The 24,255-nt window shown below is 70.5% G+C and carries 19 protein-coding genes and 1 riboswitch; of the genes, 7 read left to right on the top strand and 12 right to left on the bottom strand.

The genetic code is table 11. The features are described from left to right. Nucleotides 1-256: 256 nt before the first annotated feature. The 6 genes from ACFU9P_RS24990 to ACFU9P_RS24965 all read right to left on the bottom strand — a co-directional run bounded on the left by ACFU9P_RS24990 (nt 257) and on the right by ACFU9P_RS24965 (nt 7,768). Nucleotides 257-1,069, bottom strand: coding sequence for a transglycosylase family protein (locus ACFU9P_RS24990; protein WP_384084602.1), 813 nt, complete (start codon nt 1,067-1,069; stop codon nt 257-259). 2 nt (nt 1,070-1,071) lie between these two features. Beyond that, a riboswitch (cyclic di-AMP (ydaO/yuaA leader) is annotated at nt 1,072-1,271 on the bottom strand. Between the two features lie 432 nt (nt 1,272-1,703). Next, nucleotides 1,704-2,597: a transglycosylase family protein gene (locus ACFU9P_RS24985; RefSeq protein WP_384084600.1), complete on the bottom strand. Its 894-nt coding sequence runs from the start codon at nt 2,595-2,597 to the stop codon at nt 1,704-1,706. A gap of 193 nt (nt 2,598-2,790) precedes the next feature. Continuing rightward, nucleotides 2,791-4,065, bottom strand: a complete 1,275-nt coding sequence (locus tag ACFU9P_RS24980) for a cytochrome P450 (protein WP_384084597.1) — start codon at nt 4,063-4,065, stop codon at nt 2,791-2,793. Nucleotides 4,066-4,122: 57 nt separating this feature from the next. Next, nucleotides 4,123-5,937, bottom strand: a complete 1,815-nt coding sequence (locus ACFU9P_RS24975; protein ID WP_384084593.1) for a sel1 repeat family protein — start codon at nt 5,935-5,937, stop codon at nt 4,123-4,125. A 37-nt stretch (nt 5,938-5,974) separates the two neighbouring features. Beyond that, on the bottom strand, nt 5,975-7,000 hold the full coding sequence (locus tag ACFU9P_RS24970) for a nucleoside triphosphate pyrophosphohydrolase (protein WP_384084590.1): 1,026 nt from the start codon (nt 6,998-7,000) through the stop codon (nt 5,975-5,977). 111 nt (nt 7,001-7,111) lie between these two features. After that, complete coding sequence (locus ACFU9P_RS24965) at nt 7,112-7,768, bottom strand: SurA N-terminal domain-containing protein (RefSeq protein WP_384084587.1); 657 nt, start codon at nt 7,766-7,768, stop codon at nt 7,112-7,114. A 548-nt stretch (nt 7,769-8,316) separates the two neighbouring features. Between ACFU9P_RS24965 and ACFU9P_RS24960 the strand changes: the two genes are divergently transcribed. Then, nucleotides 8,317-9,486, top strand: coding sequence for an acyltransferase family protein (locus ACFU9P_RS24960; protein ID WP_376375960.1), 1,170 nt, complete (start codon nt 8,317-8,319; stop codon nt 9,484-9,486). Between the two features lie 83 nt (nt 9,487-9,569). Here the strand turns inward: ACFU9P_RS24960 and ACFU9P_RS24955 are convergent, their stop codons facing one another. After that, nucleotides 9,570-10,040 (bottom strand): GtrA family protein, encoded by a 471-nt coding sequence (locus ACFU9P_RS24955; RefSeq protein WP_384084584.1) that lies wholly within the window; start codon nt 10,038-10,040, stop codon nt 9,570-9,572. Between the two features lie 140 nt (nt 10,041-10,180). Between ACFU9P_RS24955 and ACFU9P_RS24950 the strand changes: the two genes are divergently transcribed. Further along, nucleotides 10,181-11,119, top strand: coding sequence for a class I SAM-dependent methyltransferase (locus ACFU9P_RS24950; RefSeq protein WP_384084581.1), 939 nt, complete (start codon nt 10,181-10,183; stop codon nt 11,117-11,119). A gap of 195 nt (nt 11,120-11,314) precedes the next feature. Next, nucleotides 11,315-12,382: a chitinase gene (locus tag ACFU9P_RS24945; protein WP_384084802.1), complete on the top strand. Its 1,068-nt coding sequence runs from the start codon at nt 11,315-11,317 to the stop codon at nt 12,380-12,382. Between the two features lie 156 nt (nt 12,383-12,538). Here ACFU9P_RS24945 and ACFU9P_RS24940 read toward each other — a convergent pair whose 3' ends face one another. The 3 genes from ACFU9P_RS24940 to ACFU9P_RS24930 all read right to left on the bottom strand — a co-directional run bounded on the left by ACFU9P_RS24940 (nt 12,539) and on the right by ACFU9P_RS24930 (nt 16,960). Beyond that, a complete protein-coding gene (locus ACFU9P_RS24940; RefSeq protein ID WP_376375965.1) occupies nt 12,539-14,071 on the bottom strand; it encodes a serine/threonine-protein kinase in 1,533 nt (510 codons plus the stop codon). Continuing rightward, nucleotides 14,068-14,634 (bottom strand): hypothetical protein, encoded by a 567-nt coding sequence (locus ACFU9P_RS24935; protein WP_384084578.1) that lies wholly within the window; start codon nt 14,632-14,634, stop codon nt 14,068-14,070. The genes ACFU9P_RS24940 and ACFU9P_RS24935 overlap by 4 nt, the downstream gene beginning before the upstream one ends. Before the next feature lie 205 nt (nt 14,635-14,839). Then, a complete protein-coding gene (locus ACFU9P_RS24930; protein ID WP_384084575.1) occupies nt 14,840-16,960 on the bottom strand; it encodes an N-6 DNA methylase in 2,121 nt (706 codons plus the stop codon). 269 nt (nt 16,961-17,229) lie between these two features. Here ACFU9P_RS24930 and ACFU9P_RS24925 point away from each other — a divergent pair, with 269 nt between their 5' ends. Continuing rightward, a complete protein-coding gene (locus ACFU9P_RS24925) occupies nt 17,230-18,048 on the top strand; it encodes a DUF4190 domain-containing protein (protein WP_384084572.1) in 819 nt (272 codons plus the stop codon). A 91-nt stretch (nt 18,049-18,139) separates the two neighbouring features. Continuing rightward, nucleotides 18,140-18,970 (top strand): hypothetical protein, encoded by an 831-nt coding sequence (locus ACFU9P_RS24920; protein WP_384084569.1) that lies wholly within the window; start codon nt 18,140-18,142, stop codon nt 18,968-18,970. A gap of 60 nt (nt 18,971-19,030) precedes the next feature. On the opposite strand, the gene ACFU9P_RS24915 is transcribed toward ACFU9P_RS24920, so the two are convergent. Beyond that, nucleotides 19,031-19,831, bottom strand: coding sequence for an HNH endonuclease family protein (locus ACFU9P_RS24915; protein ID WP_384084566.1), 801 nt, complete (start codon nt 19,829-19,831; stop codon nt 19,031-19,033). A gap of 61 nt (nt 19,832-19,892) precedes the next feature. Between ACFU9P_RS24915 and ACFU9P_RS24910 the strand changes: the two genes are divergently transcribed. Beyond that, nucleotides 19,893-20,168, top strand: coding sequence for a type II toxin-antitoxin system Phd/YefM family antitoxin (locus ACFU9P_RS24910; protein WP_376375978.1), 276 nt, complete (start codon nt 19,893-19,895; stop codon nt 20,166-20,168). Further along, nucleotides 20,165-20,416, top strand: coding sequence for a type II toxin-antitoxin system RelE/ParE family toxin (locus tag ACFU9P_RS24905; protein ID WP_384084561.1), 252 nt, complete (start codon nt 20,165-20,167; stop codon nt 20,414-20,416). The genes ACFU9P_RS24910 and ACFU9P_RS24905 overlap by 4 nt, the downstream gene beginning before the upstream one ends. Nucleotides 20,417-20,462: 46 nt before the next feature. Here ACFU9P_RS24905 and mfd read toward each other — a convergent pair whose 3' ends face one another. Further along, on the bottom strand, nt 20,463-24,023 hold the full coding sequence (gene mfd / locus ACFU9P_RS24900; RefSeq protein ID WP_384084557.1) for a transcription-repair coupling factor: 3,561 nt from the start codon (nt 24,021-24,023) through the stop codon (nt 20,463-20,465). Nucleotides 24,024-24,255: the final 232 nt, after the last annotated feature.

Below are 24,255 nucleotides of genomic sequence, written 5' to 3'. Positions count from 1 at the left end.
TCGACACCCGGCTGTGGGGAGGGAGGGAACACCCGAACATACCCGAGCGCTTTGGGAAGGGCCTTGGCCGGGAGAGCGGGGGGGGGATCACGCGCCGGGCCGGGGCGGTCGGGTGGCCGTGAAGGCCGAGCGGAACGAAGCGGTACGGACGGTACGGCGGCGCTTGGCCGGCACGGTCGGCGCCGGTCAGGTCAGCGCCGGTTCGGTCAGCGCCGGTTCGGGCCTGTCCGGTCGGGGCCGGTCAGCACCGGTTCGGTCAGCGGAGGTGGAGCTGCTGGCCCGGGTAGATCAGGTCGGCGTCGCGCACGATGTCCTTGTTCAGGTCGAACAGCTTCTTCCAGCCGCCCTTGACATGGTGGGCGGTGGCGATCTTGGACAGGGTGTCGCCGGACTTGACCTTGTACTCGCCGTCGCCCTTCTTGATCGTGGTGGCACCGGTGGCGGCCCGGCTCTCGCCGCGCGAGGCGGGCTGCGCTCCGGTACGGGTTCCGGTACGGGCGGACTCCTGCCGGGGCTGCGCCTGCTGCTGGGCGGCCTGGTCGCCCGTACCGGAGCCGGAGCCGGACCCGGAGCCCGAGTCGGAACCGGACGCCGAGCCGGAGCCCGAACCCGAGCCGGCCGAGCCGCCGTCGTACGCCGCGCCCGAGAGGTTCACACCGCAGGTGGGCCACGCGCCCTTGCCCTGGCCCGCGAGGACCTTCTCGGCGACGGCTATCTGCTGGGACTTGGAGGCGAGATCGGCCCTGGCCGCGTACGCCGTACCACCGTAGGCGGCCCAGGTGGAGCTGCTGAACTGGAGGCCGCCGTAGTAGCCGTTTCCGGTGTTGATGGACCAGTTGCCGCCGGACTCGCACTGCGCGACCCGGTCCCACTCGGAGGCGGTCGCGGCGGAGGCGGAGGTGGCGCCGATCAGCGGGACCGCGACTGCGGCACCGGTGATCCCGGCGAGCGCGGCGTAGCGGGCGGTCGCGGAGCGGGCGGGACGGCGGTGCTTGCCCTTGCCGGAACGGCCGGACCGGCCGGCACCGCTGACATCGCTGGCATGGCTGACACGACTGGCACGCAGCATGGAACTCTCCTCACCGACGCCTGCGAGGTGAGCTGTCGGGTTCGGGCCAAGTGAGTTGCCCGGCCGGATGTGACAGGTCCTGTCCCGCGGACAGCACCCGTCACACCCGGCTTCACCCCGAGCCGGTCGCCGGCCGTCTCTCGACGGCCGGGCCCGGCACAAACCGTGGTTCCCCCGCTCCTGCCTCCGGCGCATGACGCGACGACTACTTCCCCCCGGCCGCCGGCAGGATTCGGCGTGACGGTCGACGGGGCCCGCGGTGCGAGCGGTTCAGACCGTAATCACAGGCCCGCCGGTTCTTCAAAGAAGTACATCGGGGACAAAAATCCCCTTAACGACCGTCCAGGTTTAGGCGTTTGGGCTGGTGAGGACCTAAGTCGGCGTAATGCACAGGTCAAAAGTCCTCAGTTGCCGCAAAGAGACGCTTGTCTCACTTGCACAGAAGAGGACATAGGGCGGCGAAATACCCCGCCATTCTCGCGTCAACTCCCCTGCGAACGACCGCCGTTTCACACCGGGATCAGGATCCTGACCAGGGCGGACGAGTCGCGGGGCGGGCCGGGTACGAGCCGGGGGCGAGCCGATGACAGCCCAGGAACGGGCCGGGGGCGGGCAACGCCCGCCCCCGTTCACCTCACAGCCACCCGCCGGGCACCTTCAGTCCATCGGCGATCAGCCAGTTGCGTTCGTCGGGCTGGTCGGCGTCCGCGGCACCGGGGGCGTCCGACGCCTCCGGCAGGGCGTCCGTACTCCGTGCCAGTCCGTCACCCCGTGAGGCATGACGGCCGTATTCATAGCCTTCGCCCGAGGTGTCCGGTACGGCGTCCTCCTGGGCCGCCGGGCCGCGGTGCTTGCCGGTGGCCGAATCGTTGCCGCCGAGGCCGCCGGGAAGGAGGCTGTCGATGCCGTCGGCGCCGGGCGTGCCTTCCGTACCGTCCGTACCCTCGGCGGAAGCGGAGGCTCCGGGCGCGGGGGCGGTGGCCGAACCGGAGGGGACCGACTCGCCCGGCAGCGCGCTCGCGCCGGTAGACGGGGAGGACTTGCCGCCCGGGGTGGCCGAGGAGCCGTCCGACGGGCCGGCACTCGCCTCGCCCCGCGGCGTCTTGGCACTGCCCGCGTCGCCGCCGAGACCGAGGTCGAGGTCCGGCAGCAGGGCGTCCACCAGGCCGGAGACCGAGGCGCAGCTCGACCAGGCCTTCACGCCCTCCGCCGAGAGGACCTTCTCGGCTATCGCTATCTGCTGGGAACGGCTGGCGAGGTCGGGGCTGGCCGCGTACTCCCCGCCGCCGTAGGCGTCCCAGGTCTCCTGGGTGAGCTGGAGGCCGCCGTAGTAGCCGTTGCCGAGGTCCGCGCTCCACATGCCGCCGCTCTCGCACTCGGCGACCCGGTCCCAGGTGGAACCGTCCGCGGCGCTGGCGCCCGAGGCGGCGAACAGCGGGATGGCGATGGCCGAACCGGTCACCCCCGCAGCGACGATCAGAGCGGGAGCCTGGCGAGGTCTGCGGTGTCGGCCGTTCCCGGAGCGCATGCGATTGCCTTCCGTGTGACTGTCGTTTCGACTACGGCGGTGGTGCTGCCGAGTCGTCGGTGAACGTAGCGGTACTCGAACGCCTGTCACAAGTCGATGCAGCGGAGATCACGTGAAAGTCACAGTCTTGACGACCCGTCAGTTATTCGGGCTTGTCGCGAAGCTGTACGGAGGCGAATCCGGCAGCGGTTCATCAGCCGGACAATGGCGTGAACTGCACCGGAAGTGTGCGCAATCCCCGCATGATGAGCCCGCCGCGCCAGCGCAAATCCACCGGATCCACGGCAAGCCGCACATCGGGAAGGCGGGTCAGCAGCGTCGCGAGAGCGGTCTGACCTTCAAGACGGGCCAGCGGTGCGCCGAGGCAGTAATGGATTCCGTGCCCATAGCCAAGGTGCTGATTGTCACGCCGGGCGAGATCAAGAGTGTCGGGTCCGGCGAACCGCGCGGGGTCGCGGTTCGCCGCCGCGAGTACGACGAGTACGGGATCGCCCGCCGCGACCGGCTGCCCGCCCAGAGTCAGCGGCTCGGTGGCATAACGCCAGGTCGCCAGCTCCACCGGCCCGTCGTAGCGGAGCAGTTCCTCGACTCCACTCGCGAGCAGTTCCGTCTCGCCGGCGCCGATCGACCGCTGGAGCCGGGCGCGCTCCTCGGGATGGCGCATCAGCGAATAGAGGCCGTTGCCGATCAAGTTCACGGTCGTCTCAAAACCGGCGAACAGAATGATGAAGGCCATCGCCGCGGCCTCGTTCTCGGTGAGATGCTCGCCGTGGTCACTTGCCCGGATAAGACCGGAGATCAGATCGTCGCCGGGATTCTCCCTTTTGCGATGGATGAGTTCGGCCAGATATCCCCGTATCTTCTTGACGGCCCGCGCCACTCCCCCACGCGGCCCGGCGCCGTTCCCCCCTTTTGTATGGCGCAGCATCATGCCCGCCCAGTCGCGGAAGTCGTCCTGGTCCTCGGCCGGCACTCCGAGCAGATCGCAGATCGCGTAAATGGGGAGCGGAAAGGCGAAGTCATGGATCAGATCCGCCTCGCCCTTCGCGGCGAATCCGTCGATGAGCCGGTCGGTCAACTCCCGTACACGCGGCGCGAACTCGGCGACGCGCCGCGGCGTGAACGCCTTTGATACGAGCCGCCGCAGCCGGGTGTGGTCGGGCGGGTCGATGTTCAGCAGATGCGTCATGAGGGCCGCATCCCGCTCCCCCGGGATCCCGGTCTTCCCCTTGGCGTGCGCCGGCTCGGCGTGGTGCACGGGGTTCTTGGACAGCCGCGCGTCGGCGAGAGCGGCCTTGGCATCCCCGTACCGCGTCACAAGCCATGCCTCGACACCGCTGGGAAGCCGGGCGCGATGGACGGGGGCCCACTCGCGGAGCCAGGCGTAGGCGGGGTAGGGGTCGGTGGCGAACTCCCAGGTGAAGAGTTCGGGGGCGGTGGGGGTGGGGGCGGGGGGCTTCGGTGTCACTGGTCGACGGTAACCGGGCGGACGGAGGCAGCGTTGCGCGGCCCGGCGCCGCAGCCCTCAGTAATGAAGCCCGGCTTCATCCGCGTTGCGGGGTCGGATGAGGCGGCTCAGCTCTTGTGCCGCCTGCTCGTCTCCCGCGTCGGCCGCCACCCGCAGCCAGTGCTCGGCCTGATCACGCATGAGCCTGCCGAGAAGGGCGGCGGCCAGTCGGCTGTTCCCGTCCTCGGCGGCGGTCCTGAGGTACGGAATGGCCTCGATGGCGTTGCCCTGTTCGGCGAGGTACTTCCCGGCTTCGTAGGCGTACTGCGGCTCCGCGTCCGCCGCGGCGGCGTACCAGCGCGCGGCCTCCCCAGTTTCTTCTGCCTCGTGGCAGATGGAGGCGAGCCAGTACATGGCTTTGGCGTCGCCCTCCTCCGCGTCCGGGAGCAGCGCGGCCCTGGCCGCTGCCAGCACCGCGTCCGCACCGGGCGCGCGGGACCGCAGGGCCGACAGGACGTACATCCAGGCGCGGTACGGGAGCCGCACCCCGTCCGGGGACCGGATCGCGTCCGCGACCAGCGAACCGTACGCCCGCCAAGTGCCCGCCTCCGGGCCCGCCACCAGCAGGCCGGTGACACCGTGGCGGGTCTCGGTGGCCCAGGCGAGGGCATCCTCGAACGGCTCCAAGCTCGCGTCCGCGATCTCGGGACCGTACAGCTCATGGACCGACCGGAGCAGTTCCTGCGGCACCGGCTGCCTGATCCCGTACCCCGCGAGGTCCGCGGCGGCGCGCACCAGCAGATGGCCGCGCGGGTGGGCGTTCGGGCGGCGGGCGTGCTGCCACTCCGCCCAGAGTTCGGGGCCAATGGCAAGGTATTCGGTGACACGTTCGTCACGGCACCACTCGATCGCGCCGGACAAGCGGATGTCGGGCTGCATCGATTCCACGAGGCACCACAACTCGTCGTCGGTCCAGCTCGAGGCCAGTTCGACGGTCTCGGCCCTCGCCAGGATCCGGGCGCTCGGGGAGGCGCCGAATCGGTGTTTCGCGTACTCCTCGTCGCTCATCGTGGCCACTATGAGCATCCGCTGCCGGATGAGCTGGGTGAGCAGGCTGGGCGTCAGCCCGTGCTCACCGAGGTGGCCCTCCAGATCGTCCAGCCACACCGCGTACGGGACTGCTCGCTGCCCGCGCAGCAGCGCGGGCAGCCCGCGAAGGTCCGTTCCGGGGCTGGGCGCGAAGACTCTTCCCCGGCGGCCCAGGGCGTCGCGCAGCGCCACGTACGCGGTTCTGGTCTTGCCGGACAGCCGCTCGCCGGTCACCATCACCAGCCCACCGGACTCAGCACCGTCCCGGACGAGGTCGCCGAGCCGCGCGTCACCATCCCGCTCCACATACGGCGTGAGGTCGGGCTCGTCGCGGAAGGTACGGGAAGTCCGTACACCGAGGTCGAGCGGCTCCAGCTCGTACAGCCGCGGCCAGTCGTCCGGCGCAGTCGGGCCGACGCCGTGTGAGCCCACGCCGAGGTAGACCGACCCGACGGAACCAGCCTGCACGACACCGCCGTGAACCGCGCCGCCAGTAATCCCATTACGCGTGGGCCCTCGCCGCTCTGGCGCCGCCGAGTTGAACTCACTGACGACCGTGTCGAGTTCACGCACCACGCCCGACGGCGCCTGTTCGAGGAAGGGCCTCAATTGCTCCTGCCACGACGTCCCGCTGGGCAACTCGCCTGCGGCCCCTGCGTATAGCTCAATCACGTCGTCCGGGACGCCCGCGCGGCGCAGCAAACCCATGATGCGCCCCTTGGCCCGCTCCCAGTCAACGGATCCCGTCGCCAGTACGACCGCTTCCGCCCCCGGTTCCGGCCCGCCGTCCCAGCTTGTGTCCATCGTTCACTCCAAACCCCAACCCGCCGCTGCCGCCACGTTACTCAGCGGCGCGGCTCTCCCCCGCCGCTTCCGCCGCGCGGATCGCGTCCCTGTACGTACGCGCCGCCGCGCGCAAGGCCGTCTCCGGGTCCGTGCCCGCCTTTTCCGCTTGTACGGCCAGGGCGAGCAGCTCATATCCGATGCCGTCGCCCGTCGGGAGCGGGACGTTCAGGCCTGCCGTGCGGACGCGGCCCGCGAGTTTGGAGGCGAGGGCGAGGCCGGGCTGGGTCAGGGGGACGCCGTCGGTGATCGAATCGCGTTGCTTCTCGACCGCTTTGGTACGGAGCCAGTGCGCCTTGACGTCCTCCGGGGTCTCCGCGGTCTCGTCGCCGAAGACATGGGGGTGACGGTGGATGAGCTTCTCCACGATCGTGGCGGCGACATCGTCAATGGAGAACGGCTCGCTCCCCTCGTCGAGTCCGTCCTGCGCGATGCGCGCGTGGAAGACGACCTGGAGGAGTACATCGCCCAGTTCCTCACGGAGTTCGTCGGCGTCGCCGTCCTCGATCGCCTCGACGAGTTCGTACGCCTCCTCGATGCCGTACTTGGCCAGCTCCTTGTGGGTCCGGGTCGACGACCAGGGGCATTCGCGGCGGATCCGGTCCATGACATGGACGAGATCGAGGAGCCGGGCGCCCGGCAGGTCGTACGAGCCGGGGAGCAGCTCCAGGTCGGGCATCTGTACGCGGCCGGAGCCGGCCAGCCGCGCGAGGCCGTCGGTCAGGGCGCCGTCGCCCGCGTCGCCGCCGTCACCGGAACCGGCACCGGACGGGATGACCACGACCGTACGGCCGCCGGCGCAGGCGTCGACCAGGTCCTGGGCGCCGATGGAGGCGGGGTGCTCGACGGTGATGCCCGCCTCGCGCAGATACGGGAGCTGCGGATGGCCTCGGTCGGCGCACAGCACACGGTCGGCGGCGCGCAGTGTCTGCCAGGCCGGCCAGGACAGCAGCCCGGGCGCGACCCGGTGGCTGGCGGTCAGCAGGACGATACGGCCGGGGGCGGCGGGAACTTCGTCAGTCACCACTCGAACCTACCTCCGGCCGGACCCGGCCCGTGAGCCGGACGGCCCACGCCTGAAAGCACGGCCCACGCCTGAAAGCCAGGACGGCCGAGGGCGCGTCCGGCTCCCGGCTCAGGCGTCCGACGGCTCCTGCTCCGGTGCCTGCTGGGTGACCTGAGTGATCCACGGCAGCTTCGCCTCGCCGAGCCGGACCGGCTTGTAGTCCCAGCTCCCGTACCGCGGATTGACGTCGATACCGAGCTTCTCCGAGGTCTTGGTCAGATCGGCGAGCACCACCTGCTGCCCCTCCGGGGTCATGGTGTTCGCGCCGAGCGCCTGCGCCAGCTTGTTCAGCAGGACCTCGCGGCGGATCGCCGAGTCGATCTGCCCGGCGGAGAGGGCGCCCTGCTGGAGCAGCATCGCGGCGAACTGCTTCTCGCCGCCCGACTGCGCCGCGGCCTGCTGCCGGGTGGTCTGGATCTCCCTGCGGGTGATCTTCACCCCGGCCTCGTCCGCGGCCTCCTGCAGAATCCGGTCGAAGATCAGGCTGTTGAGCTTGGCCTGGCTGAGCTGCCCGGTGCTCTTCACGAGCTGCGCGCCGTCCGGCGTGGACTCCTGCGCGTCCCGGACCTCCCGTACCTGGGCCTGGATCGTGGAGACCTCGATCCGCTCGCCCCCGACGACCGCCGCGGCTCCGGGATGCGCGTCATTGCCGCAGGCCGTGAGCAGGGGGGCCGCGGCGAGAAGCGCGACGGAAACGGAGAGCGCGGTGCGACGGCGGCGGTGCAAAGGGGGCCTCCCGGTGATTGTGCGTCGATGCACAAGGCCTTGCAGTGATCGATGGTAGGCAGTCGGCGTGGCCTGGGCCACTGGTTCGACCAACGATTCACGGCGAGATTGGGGTACGTACGCTCCCGCGCACCCCGGAGCGCATCCCCGCGCACTCCCACAGCCGATCCGCGCGCACCTCTCGGAGCCGATTCCGGCGCACTCCCCGGAGCCCATCCCCGCGCACAGCCCGCAGCACAGCCCGGAGCACAGCCCAGCCCCATCACCGGAAGTTCACCCAACAGACATCCGTTCGATCATTCTGTTCACCCACCAGACGTCGCACCGTTCACCCTGCGCAGCCTAGGGTCGCTCCGCTGAGGGCTGCCGCGCCGCCACTCACCAGGCCTTCTGAGCCCCGCCCCGAGCGATGGACCGGACGTACCGACCCAAACCGCCGGTACCGACGGCCCCGGGGCAGCCACGCGCACGGCGAATGCCCGCACCGTCCTTGGCAGGCACCTCCTGCCCACCCCGCCGCCGCAGTAGGAACGAACGGAACATACGGAATGTCTCAAGCGACACTGGCTCGGGTTCCGGATCCGGAACCGGTATCCGAGCCGGAGAGCCGCCCCGCGCCCCCGAAGGACTCCGCACCGAAGCAGGACCGGATGCGGGCTCTGGACGGGCTGCGCATCCTGGCGGCCCTCATGGTCTGCGTCTTCCACTACGCGGGGAAGGGCCAGACCGCCCATGCCTGGGGCCAGTCGCCGAAGGAGCTGTTCCCCGATCTGTCGGCGGTCGCCACCTACGGCGCCCTGGGCGTCCAGCTCTTCTTCGTCATCAGCGGCTTCGTCATCTGTATGAGCAGTTGGGGACGGTCGCTCGGCGATTTCTTCCGCTCCCGGGTCTCCCGCCTCTACCCGGCGTACTGGGCGGCCATCCTCCTCACCACCGCCGCGTGTGTCGCCCTGCCCTCGGTCATCGAACCGCTGCGCCTCAACGAGGTGCTGGTGAATCTGACCATGCTTCAGCAGCCCATGGGCGTGGACCGGGTGCTCGGGGTGTGCTGGACCCTCTGGGTCGAGGCGCGCTTCTATCTGCTCTTCGCTCTCTTCGTGGTGTGGAAGGGCGTCACCTACCGCAGGGTCGTGATCTTCTGCTGCCTGTGGACGGTGGCGGGGGTGTTCGCCCGGGTCGCCGACAACCCGCTCACCGACGAGCTCGTGATGCGCGACCACGCGCCGTTCTTCATCGGCGGGCTCGCGCTCTATCTGATTTACCGTTACGGCAGCGACCTGCTGCTCTGGGGCATCGTCGCCACGAGCTGGCTGCTCGGCCAGCGCTACTCGACGACCGCGCTGTGGAGCCCCAACGCGACCGACGCCTTCCAGGAGCGCTCGCCGTACGTGATCCTGCTCATCGTGACCTTCGCGTTCGCGGCGGTCGCGGCCGTGGCCCTGGGCTGGCTGCGCTGGGCGAACTGGCGCTGGCTGACCTTCGCGGGCGCGCTGACGTACCCCTTCTATCTGGTCCATGAGCATCTCGGCTGGTTCGCGATCAGCATTCTGCACCGGCACTTCGGCCTGGAGCCGAGGCTGACCTTCATCGCCACGATCCTGTCGATGCTGACGCTGGCGTGGCTGATCCACAAGCTGGTGGAGAAGCCGTTCGGGCCGCGGCTGAAGCGGACGATGAAGAAGCAGGCGGACCGGGTACGGACGCAAGTCCGGGCGTGATCCTCGTCTGCGTGATCCCTGTCTGAACGGCCCGACCGCGGTCCGGGTACGCGCTTCGCGGCGCGCACCCGGACCGCCGCGTTTCAGCGGCGGGTCATGAGCCGTCGTGAGCCCCGGCCCGCACCCGCCCGGCCCGCACCCGCCCGGCCCGCACCGGCCCTGTCCGCACCCGCGATCACCGGCCGCTCCGGGCGGAGCATGATCGTTCGGGAGACCACGAAGGTGACCGGGACGGCCGCCGCGGCCGCGAACAGGGGTGCGTAACGGCTGTCCTGGTGCAGGACGTCCACCAGCAGATAGACCCCGCTCGTGGTGATCACGAAATTCGCCGCGTTGGTGAGCGGGAAGAGCAGGAACTTCCGCCAGGTCGGCCGGGTCCGGTAGGTGAATCGGCTGTTCAGGAAGAATGAGCCGACCATGCTGAGGAGAAACGCGAGAATATGCGAGACGACATAAGGGAGCCGGTTCAGCAGGGTCAGGTAGCACACGTAGTACGTACCGGTGTTCACCACGCCCACCAGGGCGAATCTGAAGAGCTGGCCCCGGACCGTCACCTCAGGAGTGTGGCACAGCCGCTTTCGCACGACTCAGCGACCACACCTCCACATTTTGTCCACTCGCCTCTCATCAAGACTTCATCTGTTTACCATCCGCTGATGACCACAAGAGGGTGGCGCGGGCGTACATTCCGCGCATGCCATCCCTACTGAGCAACCGGCTGACGAGGCGGATACTCCGCCCCGCCGCAGCCCTGGTGGACAAGCGCATCCAACGCTCCGCATCCGGCCTGCGCACCGATCTGGAAACCCTTCGGCGTGAGGCGAAGGAACTGCGCGAGCAGCAGACGGAGCTGCGCAACCAGCAGTACGCGGTCGGCCTGCTGTTCGACCGGACGGGGCGCAGCGGCCACCGCGTGCCGAGCCCCGCGGAGATCAACGGTCTCGTCCGTGAGATCGCCGCCGTCTCGGGGGAGGACGGCGGACTCGCACGACGGAATGTGACCATCGCCTTCCGCAATGTGATCGCTCTGGAGTCCCTGGCCGTGGGGCGGCTGGCCGGCTCCACGTCCAACATTCTGGGCAAGCTGTCGACCGTACCGCTGCTCAAGCCGCCGAACGAGAACGTCCTTGAGATCGGCACCCTGCACGGCCTCTTCGCGGCCACGCTGATGCGAATGCTGCACCGCGCCGGCGTGGAGGCGGAGCTGACGATCGTCGACCCGCTGGTGGGCAGCCAGCTCCAGCCGGGTGCGGGGATGGGCGCCGAGCCGACCGGTACGCCGGTACGGGAGGACGTCGTCCGCGCGAATCTGGCGCTCGGCGGGCGTGCGGGCATCGAGGCACGCGTGCAGCAGGGCTTCTCCGGCGATCCCAAGGTGCGCGCCGCGGTCTCCGACCGGAAGTACGGCGTGATCATCGTGGACGGTGACCACTCGGCGGAGGGTGTCGCCAGCGACCTCGAATGGGTCGAGGAGATCATCGCCCCGGGCGGGATCGTCGTCCTCGACGACTTCGGCGACCGGAGCTGGCCCGGCGTCCAGGAGGCCGCGGAGAAGCACCTGGCGAGCGGCACCTCCCGGCTGGAGCTGCTGGGGCGGGTCTCCACCTCGGCGTTCCTGCGGGCGCGCGCCTGACACCGGAGCGCTGACCCCCGGGCGCCCGGCGCCCGCACCCGCTCCCTCGTTGGTCCAGACCTATTGACGAAAGGTCTGGACCAACTTACGTTGAGCCGTGATTTCCGCCCACTCAGCCAGTGTTGATTGTCATGGGCACCTCCACCGACCCCAGGGTGGTGGCGGCCGGCCGTGGCGAGAAGGGAGCACGGTGTGATCGCTCGGACGGTACGTCTGCTGGGGGCCGGCCTCGCCCTGGCCTTCGTCATGCAGGGCCTGGTCGCCGCCGCACCGGCCGCGCCCCGGGCCGAGGCCGCGGCGCAGGACGTGACCTGCGCGGTCAAGTCGAAGCCCACCGGCAAGGTGCTCCAGGGGTACTGGGAGAACTGGGACGGCGCGGCCAATGGCGTCCACCCGCCGCTCGGCTGGATCCCGATCACCGACAGCCGTATCCGTGAGCACGGCTACAACGTGATCAACGCGGCCTTCCCGGTCATCCGCTCGGACGGCACGGTCCTCTGGCAGGACGGAATGGACGCGACGGTCAAGGTCGCGACCCCGGCCGAGATGTGCCAGGCCAAGGCCTCCGGCCTCACCACGCTCCTCTCGATCGGCGGCGCGACGGCCGGTATCGACCTCAGTTCCAGCGCCGTCGCCGACCGGTTCGTGGAGACGGTCGTGCCGATCCTGAAGACGTACAACTTCGACGGGATCGACATCGACATCGAGACCGGCCTCGTCGGCAGCGGCAACATCAACACGCTCTCCACCTCGCAGGCCAACCTCATCCGCATCATCGACGGTGTGCTCGCCCGGATGCCCTCGAACTTCGGCCTGACGATGGCACCCGAGACGGCCTATGTCACCGGTGGCAGCGTGGCGTACGGCTCGATCTGGGGCGCGTACCTGCCCATCGTGAAGAAGTACGCGGACAACGGCCGGCTGTGGTGGCTGAACATGCAGTACTACAACGGCAGCATGTACGGGTGCTCGGGCGACTCGTACTCCGCCGGTACGGTCGCCGGGTTCACCGCCCAGACCGACTGCCTCAACCGGGGACTTGTCATCCAGGGCACCACGATCCGGGTCCCGTACGACAAGCAGGTCCCGGGACTTCCGGCGCAGCCGGGCGCCGGGGGCGGCTATATGGCGCCGAACCTGGTCGCGCAGGCCTGGAACACGTACAACGGCGGTCTGAAGGGCCTGATGACCTGGTCGGCCAACTGGGACGGGTCGAAGAACTGGACCTTCGGGAACAACGTCAAGGCGCTGCAGGGCCGCTGAGGTCCGGAGCCGGGTTGAGGAGCATGAGGGCCTGGGCGTCGCACACGCTCAGGTCCTTCGGCCGTTCCGCCGCGCTCAGGCCCCTCGGTCGTACCGGCGTTTTCGGGCCCCTCTGCCGTGTCGGCGCACTCAAGCCCCTCGGCCGTGCCGGCGCGCTCAGGCCCTGAACCGCTGCTGGCGCTCCAGGGTCCGGCGCAGTTCGACGGGGAGCGCGTGGTACGCCCCGTACGCGCGCTCCGAGTCCCAGAGCAGGCTCTGCAACTGCTGCTGGGCCGCCACGTGATCGCCCACCGCCAGCAGCAGATGGGCCACCCGGTGCCGGATGCCGAAGGCACGGCCCGGGTCGGTGGCGGCGCCCGGCTGCCCGTTCTCGTAGTACGGCAGGACCGCGCGGTACTCGGCCAGCGCGGCGGCCGCCTCGCCGAGCTGCTCCAGGCACTGCGCGGCGTCGTAGCGGAACTGGAGCGTCTGCGGGTCGCCCGGCCCCGCCTCCGCCGCCCGGTCCTCGGCGAGCCTGCGCAGTTCGGGCAGCGCGCGGCGGTACTGCCCGTCGTCCATCAGCGTCGAGGCGTACTGCTTGCGCAGGATACGGACGACCGGGGACTGCTCGCCGTGCTCCGCGGCCGCGGCCGGGAGGATGCCGCCGAGGATGTCCACGGCCCGGGTGATGCTGCCCTCGCCGAGCAGCCGTTTCACCTCGTCCACTGCGGCGGCGACATCCGGCCGCCCCGCCGGTACGGGCTGCTGCTGCGGCGCGGGGGCGGTCGGCGGGGTGGTGGCCCGGTCGGGCCAGGGGGCGTGCGGGCGCAGAAAGGGGCGCGTCGGGTCGAGCGGTCCCGCCGCGTGGCCGCCGCGCGACGGCAGCAGCGGGGTGAGCTGTTCGTACACCTCCTGCGCGCCGGAAGGGCGGTGCTGCGGGTCCTTGGCGAGCAGACGCAGCACGATCAGCTCCAGCGCCTCGGGTATCTCGGGCCTGATCCTGCGGACCGGCACAGGAGCCTCGTACAGATGCCGGTGCAGCACCCCGAGGGCGGTGGTGCCCGCGAACGGGACGCCCCCGCTGAGCAGTTCGTGCAGGAGCACCCCGAGCGCGTACAGATCGGTGTACGGGCCGACCGCGCCGCCCATGGCCTGTTCGGGGGCCATATAGGCGGGGCTGCCGATGGGCGATCCCGTGTGGGTGAGACGGGTGGTGTCGGAGTCGATGACGGAGGCGACGCCCAGGTCGAGGACGATGACCGTACCGTCCGGCCTGACCATGACATTGCGCGGCTTGAGGTCGCGGTGGACGATCGGCACGGCGTGCACGGCGGCCAGTACGGCGCAGAGCTGCGCGGCGACCGAGACCGCCCACGGCCAGGGGTACGGGTCGTGCTCCGCGAGATGGTCGGCGAGGTCGGCGCCCTCGACGTACTGCATGACGAGGTAGAGGTCGTCGTCGTCGCTGCCCGCGTCATGGACCGTGACCAGACCGGGGTGGTCGACCCGGGCGGTGACCCGGCACTCCCGGACGAAGCGCCGGCGCATCTCGTCGGCCGCGGTGGCGGCGGCCATCCGGTCGGGACGGAGCAGCTTGACCGCGACCCGGCGGTCGAGCCGCTGGTCGTACGCCGTCCACACCTGGCCCATGCCGCCCTGCCCGATCAGGGTCGACAGCTCGTAACGGCCGGCAATGACCCGTCCGTTCACCGGCCGTCCTGGCCTTCCCGGCCGTCCTGGCCCTTGCGCAGGATGTCGCTCAGCTCGTCCAGCTCGGCACGGACCTGGTCGATACGGGGCGGGGTCCGCGGCGGCGCGGGCTGGGGCTGGGGCTGGGGCTGGACCGGAGGCTGGGGCCGGACGGGAGCGGCGTACGGGGGCGGATAGCCGTACCCGTACGGCGGGGGCGTGTACGGGACCGCCGGTATTCGGCCGCTCTGGTCGTAGTACCCGATGTCAACGATCAGGTAATAGGCCGTGACCGCAACTATCGACAGCACAAGCAGGGTCAGCGGAACTATGTCCCAGTTCGACGCCTCCGTGTCGTCACTCTCTGCCATGTACAGAAAAGACCCGCACTCCCAGGCGAGAGCGACGAGGCACAGCACCCAATCGACCGCCCGGCGCCGCATGATCGCGATCCTCAGCATCGCCGCCCAGCCGAGGAATCCGAAGCTCAGCACCGTAAGAGCCACGAACACCACGCGCAGCGTGATGAGCGTGGCGATGTGCGGTCGCTGAGGGGGCGTCGGCGCGAAGCCGGGGCCGAACATGACTGCTTGCTCCTGGATGCCTGGTGGACTGGGCTCGGGCACCGAAACGCATCCGGCGGCATCCGGCCAGGGACGCCGATACGAAAGCGGATACGAAAACGGTGCGGATCTGAGCGTATACACCGGCGCGGACAACGGGTCGGGGTTGTGCATAACCGTTGCCGAGCTGATCAGTTGCCGTGCTGATCAGACCACGACGCTGCCGTCACATCACGAGACTGCCGTCCGCCAGACCGTCGTACATCCCCTGTACGAGCTGCTCGCCGAGCTGCCCCGCCAGCCTCAGCGCGTCCTCGAACGCGGCCAGCGCCCGGAAGTGCTCCCCGTACCGCCGCTGGTCCGCGAGCGGGAGCCGGGGGAGCTGGAGCCTGCGGGCGTCGAGCCGGGTCGCGGTGGAGGCATAGCTGCTGGCCTGCCGGGTGTTGGCGGTGCCGCGCAGGAATCCGGCCAGGAACCAGGGGTCGAGCGCGGCCGGATCGGGCCGCAGCAACTGGAGGTTGCGGCCGAGCGCTGCGCCGGCCATGGCGGCGTCCATGACCCGGGCGACCGCGCCGCCGCCCAGGACCGGCACGACAACATCGCCCTCCTCGATCCGTACGGGCTCCTCTGGCGCCCCGTCGGGGAGCACACCCGAGGGGGCGCGGCCCGCGAGCAGGTCGTGCTCGGTGAGGACGGGTACGGGCGCGTGCGCGCTGTCCGTGGCGGGGGCGGCTGCGGCCTCTGGGGTGGCGCCCGAGCCGCCCGTGTACAGCACCAGGGCTCCCGCGCGGGCGAGTTCACCGACGGTGGTGGTGAGCCGGTGGGCGGGCGCGGGCGCGGCCGACTCGTCGCTCGTCGTGAACGGGGCGCCGGGCGGGGTGAGTTCGGCCGTCAGCGCCAGAGTGTCGGCCAGTCGCTCGCGTACGAGGGCGAGTTCGGCCGTACCGTTCGCGGCGGCCGGGGGCGGGAGATGGCGTGCGGGCGCCAGGTCCACATCGTCGTCGAGGAGTTCGACGACGGGCAGCGCACGGCTGACGCCCGGCCGCTCCTCGGCCGTGCCCCGCCGGTCGAAGGGCTGCCAGGCGTCGAGGACGGTGGCGTGGACGGTCGTCCAGTCGACACTGTCCCGGCCGCCGCCCGCCGAGAGTTCGGCCGTGTCGACCAGCAGCAGTTCGGGCGAGGGCCGCTCCCCCACGACCGGTTTGCGCAGGACCCAGAGGTGGAGCGGGATGCCGTACGGGGGCGCCGCACCGGCGGGCAGGGCGACCACGGCGCGCAGCGCGCCCCGGCGCAGCAGATCGGCGCGCACGCGGCGGCCGGAGCGGCGGGACGCGGCGGCGGGCGGCATCAGCAGGACGGCCGTACCGCCGGGCCTGAGCCGGGCCAACGCGTGCTGGACCCAGGCGAGTTCGGACTCCGTACGGGCCGGGAAACCGTACTCCCAGCGCGGATCGTAGGCCAGCACGTCATGGCCCCAGTTGCGTTCGTTGAACGGCGGATGGCAGAGCACAGCGTCGACGGCGAGGCGTGGAAAGGCGTCGGCGCGCAGCGTGTCCCCGGCGCGCGCCCGGATCTCGGCGTCGGTGTGGAGGGCGAGACGCAGCCCGGTGAGCGCGGCGAGTTCGGGGGCGGCGTCCTGGGCGTACAGGACACCGGGGTCCGGTACGGCGCGCAGGAGGGCGCCGGCGCCGGCGGCGGGGTCGAGGACGGTCGCCTTCCTGGCCGGGGCGCCGTCGGGCGCGACCGGGTCGGCCAGGGCGGCCATCAGCGCGGCGGCCTCGGGCGGGGTGAGCGTGTACTGGCGCGGATTGGCGTCGAGATGGCGGCCGAGCAGGAACTCGAAGGTCTCGGGAGCGCCCAGCTCCGCCGCGAGTTCGCCGACATTGCGCAGCAGCGATACCGACGGGAGCAGCTCACGGGCAATCGGGCTGTGAACAGCGCTCTCCGTCCAGTCGCCGAAGCGGGGAGCGAGCACCTCGCTGAGGGCCGTCGGCAGCAGCTCGGCGAACCGGTCGTCCGGGGCCGCGGCCAGATACCGCCATCGCGTCGGCCTGTCCCGTACGAGCAGCAGGACGCAGCCCGCGCGGACCAGGGCGGTGGCGGTGCCCGCGCTGTCGCCCGACAGTTCCTGCCAGACCCGCTCGCGGAGCGGTACTTCGGCGAGTTTCCCCTGGTCACGCAGCCATCGCTCGACCTCGGTCAGGGCGAAGGAGGGGCTGGTCTCGGTGCCGCCGACGGGCTGGGGGAAGTCGCTGTGCCGCCGCCGCCAGTTGCTGACGGCGGCCCGTCCCACCCCCGCGAGCCGGGCGATTCCCGCGGCCGTGACCTCTGCTGCGTTCTCCGGCACCTGGCTGCCTCCCTCTCACCGTAGGGCTCTGTGGGGTCTTGGGCTCTGCTGTGGCGTAGAGCATAGCGGCGTGGACGGACCCTCCCGTTCACAGCGTAGACCTACCCCGCAAGCGTGAATAATGTTGACTCGGTTCACAGCTTCTGGTCTCATTGACTCATCGCCAGACGGGGCAGCCTTGAAGTCCCGGTCACGCCTGCCGGGCTTCCGGCTCGCGTACACACGCCGTACCCATCTCACCTCGCCACGTCTGTCCCGGAGGCACACCCATGTCGCAGCCCTCTCAGCCGTATCAGCAGCCGTCGCCGTACCCGCAGGGTTCGGTGCCGCCAGGGCTCGGCACTCCCGCGGCCCGCAACGGCCTTGGCGTCGCCTCGCTGGTCCTCGGGATCATCGGCGCCCTCTCGGGCGTGATCCCGTTCCTCTTCTGGCTGGCCGGAGTCCTCGGCCTGATCGGGCTGATCCTCGGGCTGGCCGGCCGGGGCAGAGCCAGACGCGGCGAGGCGACGAACAAGGGGGTGGCCACGTCGGGTGTTGTGCTCGGTTCGCTCGCCCTGGTCCTGGCGGTGGTGGGCGCGGCCCTCACCTTCGTCTTCGTGGGCGAGGTGGTGAAGGAACTCGACAAGGCGACGCCCTCGGTCAGCTCCGCCCCAGGAGCGGGCGACGGTACGAGCGGAGGCTCTGGCGACGCCAAGGGCAAGGCGCTCTCGGCCGGCGACTCCGCCGTCTACGACGACGATCTGACCGTCACGGTCTCGGAGCCGGTCGCCTACACCCCCGGCGAGTACGCGGTCGGCCACACCCGGGGCAACAAGGCCTACAAGGTGACCGTGGTGATCGAGAACGCCGGCAAGGAGAAGTTCGACGCCGGACTGACGACCGTCACGGCGCGGGCCGGCGCGGACGGTGTCGAGGCCGAGTCGATCTACGACGACACCACCGGAACCGGCTTCAGCGGCACGATCCTGCCGGGCAAGAAGGCCACGGCCGTGTTCGCGTTCGACTCCCCGGCCGCCGCCAAGGCGCTCACGGTCGAGGTCGGCCCGGGGATCCTGCACGACACGTCGCAGTGGGAGCTGAAGCTCTGAGCCGCCCCGCAGTCAGCCCCGTAACCACGCACTTCACTTCCAGCCACACAGCTTCCACGCTCCTCACCCTCCTGAATTCCCGGAGAACCTCATGACTGTCACCACCGCACCCCGATTCCGCCGAGGCGCGTTCGCCGCGGTCTGCGCGGCCGCCGTCCTGACCCTCGCGGCCTGCGGGGCGTCCGACACGAAGGGCTCGGGCGGCTCCAACACCGACACCGGGACAGGCGCCAGCACGGGCTCCGACTCCGGCTCCGGCAAGAACTCCGCCAAGAAGGCCGAGCCGTTCGCGGACCTCTCGGGCCCCGAGATCGTCAAGAAGTCCTTCGCCGTGGTCCGTGCCGCCTCCTCCCTCACGCTCAAGGCCGATACGAAGGAGGGCACGGGGACCGTCCTCACCGACATGGCTCTCGACAAGAAGGGCAACTGCGCGGGCACGATGTCGATGAACGGCGAGGGCACCGCGACCCTCTCCAAAGTCGGCGCGACCGTCTATATGAAGTTCGATGAGGAGATGCTGCGGGCCCAGGGCAAGGGACAGCCCAAGGAAGAGACCGACGCCGTGGTCAAGATGCTCGCCGACCGCTGGGTGAAGACCGACGGCAAGGCTCCGGACGCCAAGGACCTCATGGAGTTCTGCGATCTCGATGATTTTCTGGCCGAGTTCGAGAACGGCGACAGCGTCGCCCGCAAGGGGCCGCTCACCACGGTGGACGGACAGCAGGCGATCACGCTCTACGAGACCGACGGCACGTCCGACTACACCATGTATGTCGCCACCGAGGGCAAGCCGTATCTGCTGAAGGTAGTCGTCAAGGGCAAGGACGCCGGAACGATGGCCTTCACGGACTACAACAAGCCCGTCCCCGCCAAAGTCCCCGCCGACAAGGACATAGTCGACCTGGACAACCTCACCGACTGACGACCGCCGGGCCCGGGGAGACCCTCACGGGGGAGCGGTCTCCCCGGGCCTGACGGGTGGTCATCCGCCGCACTGGGCCAGCATCGTCCGCTTGTCCGGGGCCGTCACCGGGAGTTCGTACTTGGTGGCCACCTGGGCGAAGCGCACCGCGTACGAGCAGCGGATGCCGCGGTCCGGCGGGAGCCAGGAGGCGGGGCCCGAGTCGCCCTTGGAGCTGTTGGACGGGCCGTCGACCGGGATGAGGTTCAAGGGGTCGTTCGCGAGCTGCTCGCGCTTGTCCTTGTCCCAGCGAGCCGCGCCCATCTGCCAGGCGTACGACAGCGGGACCATATGGTCTATCTGGACGGCCGCCGCCTTCTGCTTCGTCCAGTCGATGTCCTTGCCGGTGTACGGATCGTGCAGCGTCATCGACACGACGACGCAGTCGGAACCGGACCGCAGGCGGACGTCCTGTCCGTCCCTGGCCAGGAGATCGTTCCTCGTATCGCATCCGTTGCGCGCGAGGGGGACGCCGTCCGCCGTGTCCATCCAGGCATAGCCGAACTTGTCCCGTTCGTACCCGGTCTTGGGCCCGCGCCCGGCGGTCCGCAGCGCACCGATGAGCTGCCGCGCGGCCGCCCTGTCGGCCTCGGAACCGATCACCCCGAGCCCCGGCTCCGTCCCCCGAGGATTCCCCAACGGCCCGGCCCCACCGCCGGCGGCGGCGGCGGACACAGACGGCTCCGCAGGACCCGCCCCCAACTCCCCCGTACAGCCGGCCAGCACAAGCCCCAAGAGAGCAACCCCCGCCCCCCGAACCGCCGCCCGCCCCGCCCACCCACCAAGTCCACCCACGGGGCGCAGCCTACGCCCCGGCTCCATGGGGTTCACCCGATCAGGTCTGTATGCACCCGCCACACCTGCCGGTGTGTACAGTTCCGGCATGGAGACGTATCCACTCGTGGAAGCCCGTAACCAGCTCGGGCAGCTTGTCGGCCGGGTCCGCCACGGCCATGAGCACATCGTGATCAGCGAGTACGGCAGGCCTGCGGCCGCGCTGATCCCGATAGAGGAGCTGGAGGAGCTGCGACGGCTGAGGGACGCCGCCGACATCGCCGAAGCCGCCGCCCGCGAAGCGGCCCCCACCGGCCCGCCGATGGCCCACGACGACTTCATGGCCGAGCTGGAAGCCGAAGACCTGCGGGCAGCCGCCTCGTGAGCCACACCGTGGTGTGGCAGCACCAAGCCATGGCGGAGTTCCGCAGGCTCCGCGGGATCGACCCGGTCGGCGCCAAGGAGTGCGCGGCCTCCGTGCGGGCTCTCGCCGACGACCCCTCTCCGCCGGCGGCCCGCGCGCTGGGGAACTCCGGCTACTGGCGCCTCTCCGTCGGAAACTGGCGAGTGCTCTACCGCCCGGACGGCGACACCGTCACCGTGCACATCCTCAAGGTCGGCCGCGTCGCCTGACTCAGTCGCCTGACGCGACAGCGCACCGCCCCCTACGAACCCGGAATCACGACCCCAGAATCGTCGCCAGGAACTCCCCCGTCCACGCCAGCAGTTCCCGTCCCACCACCGGTTTGCCGCCGATCTTGCCCGTTGTCGGGCGGGGGACCAGGATCTGGTGGGCTGCCGGTTTGATGACCGTGCGGGGGTGGAGGCGCTTCAGGCGGAGTTGCTGGGACTCGCGCAGGTCCACCGGGGCGAAGCGGATGTTCGGGCCCTGGAGGACGATTTCGGCTACGCCGCAGGCGCGGGCGAGCATGCGGAGCCCTGCCACCAGGAGGAGGTTCTCGACCGGCTCGGGGAGCTTGCCGTAGCGGTCGGTCAGTTCCTCGCGGACCGCCGTGATGTCCGCCTCCGTGTTCGCCGAGGCGATCGCACGGTACGCCTGGAGCCGCAGCCGCTCGCCCGGCGCGTAGTCGTGCGGGACATGCGCGTCCACCGGAAGCTCGATCTTGACCTCCAGCGGCGGCTCCTCCTCCACCGAGCCGTCCACCGACGCCCGGTAGTCGGCGACCGCCTCCCCCACCATCCGTACGTACAGGTCGAAGCCGACGCCCGCGATATGCCCGGACTGCTCGCCGCCGAGCAGATTGCCCGCGCCGCGGATCTCCAGGTCCTTCATCGCCACGTACATGCCCGCGCCCATCTCCGTGTGCTGGGCGATTGTCGCGAGCCGCTCGTGCGCGGTCTCGGTCAGCGGCTTCTCCGGCGGATACAGGAAGTACGAATACCCCCGCTCCCGCCCCCGCCCCACCCGGCCACGGAGCTGATGGAGCTGCGACAGACCGAAGTTGTCACCGCGCTCCACGATCAGCGTATTGGCGTTCGAGATGTCGATACCCGACTCGACGATCGTCGTGGAGACCAGCACATCGAACTTCTTCTCCCAGAAGTCCACCACCACCTGCTCCAGCGCGCCCTCCGACATCTGCCCGTGCGCCGTCGCGATCCGCGCCTCGGGGATGATCTCGCGCAGCCGCGCCGCGGCCCGGTCGATCGACTCCACCCGGTTGTGGATGTAGAAGACCTGGCCCTCGCGCAGCAGCTCGCGCCGGACGGCCGCGCCGATCTGCTTCTCCTCGTACGGCCCGACGAACGTCAGCACCGGATGCCGCTCCTCCGGCGGCGTGGTGATCGTCGACATCTCGCGGATACCGGTGACCGCCATCTCCAGCGTCCGCGGAATGGGCGTCGCGGACATGGTGAGGACATCCACATTGGCCCGCAGCTTCTTGAGCTGCTCCTTGTGCTCGACGCCGAAGCGCTGCTCCTCGTCCACGATGACCAGGCCCAGGTCCTTGAACTTCGTCTCGGACGAGAACAGCCGGTGCGTACCGATCACCACATCGACGGCCCCCTCCCGCAGCCCCTGGAGCGTCGCCTTCGCCTCCGTATCCGTCTGGAAGCGGGACAGCGCCTTCACGGAGACCGGGAACTGCGCGTACCGCTCGGAGAACGTCCCGAAGTGCTGCTGCACCAGCAGTGTCGTCGGTACGAGGACGGCGACCTGCTTGCCGTCCTGGACCGCCTTGAAGGCCGCCCGTACCGCGATCTCCGTCTTGCCGTACCCGACGTCGCCGCAGATCAGGCGGTCCATCGGGACCGTCTTCTCCATGTCCTCCTTGACCTCGGCGATCGTCGAGAGCTGGTCGGGCGTCTCCACGTACGGGAAGGCGTCCTCCAGCTCCCGCTGCCAGGGCGTGTCGGGGCCGAAGGCATGGCCGGGGGCCGCCATCCGCGCCGAGTACAGCTTGATCAGATCGGCGGCGATCTCCTTGACGGCCTTCTTGGCGCGCGCCTTCGTCTTCGTCCAGTCCGCGCCGCCCAGCCGGTGCAGCGTCGGGGCCTCGCCGCCGACGTACTTCGTGACCTGCTCCAACTGGTCGGTCGGGATGTAGAGCCGGTCACCGGGCTGGCCGCGCTTGGCCGGGGCGTACTCGACGAGCAGATACTCCCTCGTCGCGCCCTGCACCGTACGCTGCACCATCTCCACATAGCGGCCCACGCCGTGCTGCTCGTGCACGATGTAGTCGCCCGTCTCCAGGGTGAGCGGGTCGATGGTCTTGCGGCGCTTGGCCGGCATCCGGGCGCCGTCCTTGCCGGCCGCCTTCTGGCCGGAGAGATCGGTCTCGGTGAGCACGGCCAGCTTGAGGTCCGGGTCGACGAATCCGTAGTCGATCGAGCCGCACGCGACATGCACCACGGACGGCGTGATCCCGGCCAGCCCGTGCGCGCCGCTCGCACCCTTCGCGCCGGGGGTGTCCAGCCGGGCGGGGATGCCCTCGCCGCCGAGCACCTCGACCGTACGGGACGCCGTGCCGTGCCCCTCCGTGACGAACACCGTCCGCCAGCCCTCGGCCAGCCACCCCTTGGTGTCGGCGAGGGCGCGGGCCGTGTCCCCGCGGTACGACTCGGGGGCGCGCATCCCGAGCGTGATGGACTCCTCGCTGAGGTCCTCGTCCACCGCGAACGGGGACACCGACCACCACATCATGCCCAGCTCACGCGCCCGGTCCCGGACGTCCGCGATACCCCGGAGCGAGGCCGCGCCGACATCGATCGGGGCCTCGCCGCCGCCCGCGCTGGCGGCCCAGGACGCCTGGAGGAACTCCTGGCTGGTCGCCACCAGGTCCGCCGCCCGCGTCCGCACCCGCTCCGGGTCGCACACCAGGGCCATCGAACCGGCCGGCAGGACGTCGAGCAGCAGCTCCATGTCGTCGACGAGGACGGGGGCGAGGGACTCCATGCCCTCGACCGCGATCCCCTCGGCGATCTTGCCGAGCAGTTCGCCCAGCTCGGGGTGGGCCTCGGCGAGCGCGGCGGCCCGCTCCCGTACCTCCGGTGTGAGCAGCAGTTCACGGCAGGGGGGCGCCCACAGTCCGTGCTCGGCGACCTCAAGGGAACGTTGGTCGGCGACCTTGAAATACCGGATCTCCTCGACGTCGTCGCCCCAGAACTCCACCCGCAGGGGGTGTTCCTCGGTGGGCGGGAAGACGTCCAGGATGCCGCCGCGCACCGCGAACTCGCCGCGCCTCTCGACCAGCTCGACGCGGGCGTACGCGGCTGCCGCCAGCGCTTCCGTCACCTCGTTCAGATCGGCGCTCTGCCCGGAGCGCAGGGCCACCGGCTCCAGATCGCCGAGCCCCTTGACCTGCGGCTGGAGCACCGACCGTACGGGCGAGACGACCACGCTGACCGGGCCGGCCGTCGGATCGTCCGCCGAAGGGTGCGCGAGGCGGCGCAGCACGGCGAGACGGCGGCCCACGGTGTCGGAGCGGGGCGAGAGCCGCTCGTGCGGCAGCGTCTCCCAGGAGGGGTACTCGACGACGGTGTCCGGGTCCAGCAGCGAACGCAGGGCCGCCGCCAGGTCCTCGGCCTCCCGCCCGGTGGCGGTCACGGCCAGCACGGGCCGCCCCGCCTCGCGCGCCAGCGCGGCCACCGCGAAGGGCCGCGCGGCGGGCGGTCCGACCAGGTCGACATGCGTACGGTGACCGGCGGTGGCGGCCTTCACCGCTTCGGCGAGCGCCGGATCACGTACTACGGCGTCCAGCAGACCGTGCAGGCTCATGAAGGGGGTTCCATCCAGGCGGTGGGCAACGCGGAGCACCCGACACGTCAGACGGGCCGGGAGTCCTCCAGCCTACGACGCGCCTCGGACACCGGGGGCGCCTCGGGGGTGGTCCACCGGTCCGGAGGTACGAGACGGGGCCGGCCGGGGCCGGTGGATGGTGCCGGCCCCGTTCTCCGTGGAGTTTCCGCGTACGTTCGCGACCTGCCCGGGATCACCGGCCGGCCGGATG

This window comes from Streptomyces sp. NPDC057617 (assembly GCF_042800555.1).
GTDB lineage: Bacteria > Actinomycetota > Actinomycetes > Streptomycetales > Streptomycetaceae > Streptomyces.
This window is presented reverse-complemented; position numbering and strand designations above follow the sequence as displayed.

Coding starts and splice junctions, on each gene's coding strand:
- ACFU9P_RS24990 (WP_384084602.1), bottom strand. CDS start 1,069: ATGCTGCGTGCCAGTCGTGTCAGCCATGCCAGCGATGTCAGCGGTGCC.
- ACFU9P_RS24985 (WP_384084600.1), bottom strand. CDS start 2,597: ATGCGCTCCGGGAACGGCCGACACCGCAGACCTCGCCAGGCTCCCGCT.
- ACFU9P_RS24975 (WP_384084593.1), bottom strand. CDS start 5,937: ATGGACACAAGCTGGGACGGCGGGCCGGAACCGGGGGCGGAAGCGGTC.
- ACFU9P_RS24960 (WP_376375960.1), top strand. CDS start 8,317: ATGTCTCAAGCGACACTGGCTCGGGTTCCGGATCCGGAACCGGTATCC.
- ACFU9P_RS24950 (WP_384084581.1), top strand. CDS start 10,181: ATGCCATCCCTACTGAGCAACCGGCTGACGAGGCGGATACTCCGCCCC.
- ACFU9P_RS24935 (WP_384084578.1), bottom strand. CDS start 14,634: ATGTTCGGCCCCGGCTTCGCGCCGACGCCCCCTCAGCGACCGCACATC.
- ACFU9P_RS24925 (WP_384084572.1), top strand. CDS start 17,230: ATGTCGCAGCCCTCTCAGCCGTATCAGCAGCCGTCGCCGTACCCGCAG.
- ACFU9P_RS24920 (WP_384084569.1), top strand. CDS start 18,140: ATGACTGTCACCACCGCACCCCGATTCCGCCGAGGCGCGTTCGCCGCG.
- ACFU9P_RS24915 (WP_384084566.1), bottom strand. CDS start 19,831: ATGGAGCCGGGGCGTAGGCTGCGCCCCGTGGGTGGACTTGGTGGGTGG.
- ACFU9P_RS24910 (WP_376375978.1), top strand. CDS start 19,893: ATGGAGACGTATCCACTCGTGGAAGCCCGTAACCAGCTCGGGCAGCTT.
- mfd (WP_384084557.1), bottom strand. CDS start 24,023: ATGAGCCTGCACGGTCTGCTGGACGCCGTAGTACGTGATCCGGCGCTC.